The 1170-nt window shown below is 54.5% G+C and carries 1 protein-coding gene; it reads left to right on the forward strand.

Translation table 11 applies throughout. From position 1 onward, the window contains the following. Window positions 1-24: 24 nt before the first annotated feature. Window positions 25-1170: IS701 family transposase (locus PSI23_RS21490; RefSeq protein ID WP_273556978.1), on the forward strand; the 1146-nt coding region annotated here is incomplete at its 3' end.

Consider the following 1170-nt stretch of genomic DNA (forward strand, 5'->3'; position numbering starts at 1 on the left):
TCCTTAAATAAAAGGCGGTGTCACATGCCATCCCCTGCCAAAATCTGGGAACAGGCGCTACAGGCATTACATGCCCGTCTGGCTCCCTTATTTCACTCTATCGGCCCACGACAACGCAGCCTCGCCTATCTTCGGGGATTGCTCAGTGATGTTGAACGTAAGAATAGCTGGCAACTGGCTGAATGGATGGGGGAAAGTACCCCCGATGGGATTCAATATTTGCTGGAACGCGCTGATTGGGATGTCGATATGGCCCGCGATATCCTGCGGGATTATGTCACTGAACATTTGGGCGATGAACAGGGTGTTCTCATCATTGATGAAACCGGTTTTATCAAAAAAGGGACACATTCTGCCGGGGTACAGCGTCAGTATAGTGGGACCGCCGGACGGGTAGAAAACAGCCAGATAGGCGTATTTCTTTGTTACGCCGGCAACGGAGGGCATGCCTTTGTTGACCGGGCATTATACCTGCCTCGCCAGTGGACCGATGCCCGTTCCCGCTGTGAAGCCGCGGGTATCCCCGCCCGCGTCACTTTTGCAACGAAACCCCAGTTAGCCCGGCAGATGCTGGAACGAACATGGGATGCCGGCGTTCCCTGTCGCTGGGTGACCGCGGATGAAGTTTATGGCCGTGACCGTCGTCTAAGAGTCTGGCTGGAGTCCCGATACCAGCCCTTCGTGTTAGCCATTCCCTGCAATACCCCCTTATGGTGGCAAGGACCAGAGTATATCCGTGCTGAACGGATTGCCGATACCCTGACCACCGCTGACTGGAAAGCACGGTCAGCGGGAACAGGGACAAAAGGTGAGCGTTGGTATGACTGGGCTGTCGTGCCGTTATGGCGTTTACAGATAAGTGAAGAGGATCGACGTTATGGTCATTATTTGTTAGTTCGGCGCAGCCGGGATAGCAGACAGGAACGGGCTTACTATGTGGTGTATGCCCTGAGAGAACAGGCGGATCTGAATACGCTGGTTCAGGTTGCGGGTTGTCGCTGGGAAATCGAAAGTGGCTTTGAGGAAACCAAAGGGGAATGTGGGCTGGATCATTACGAAGTGCGGCGATGGCAGAGCTGGCACCGACATATTACCTTGTCGTTGCTGGCCCATGCAGTCCTGGCGGTTCTGCGGGTACAGGAGAAAAAAAACACCGGTAGGCCGGGTTCC

Origin of the sequence: Xenorhabdus yunnanensis (genome assembly GCF_028598805.1) — a bacterium.
Lineage (GTDB): Bacteria > Pseudomonadota > Gammaproteobacteria > Enterobacterales > Enterobacteriaceae > Xenorhabdus > Xenorhabdus yunnanensis.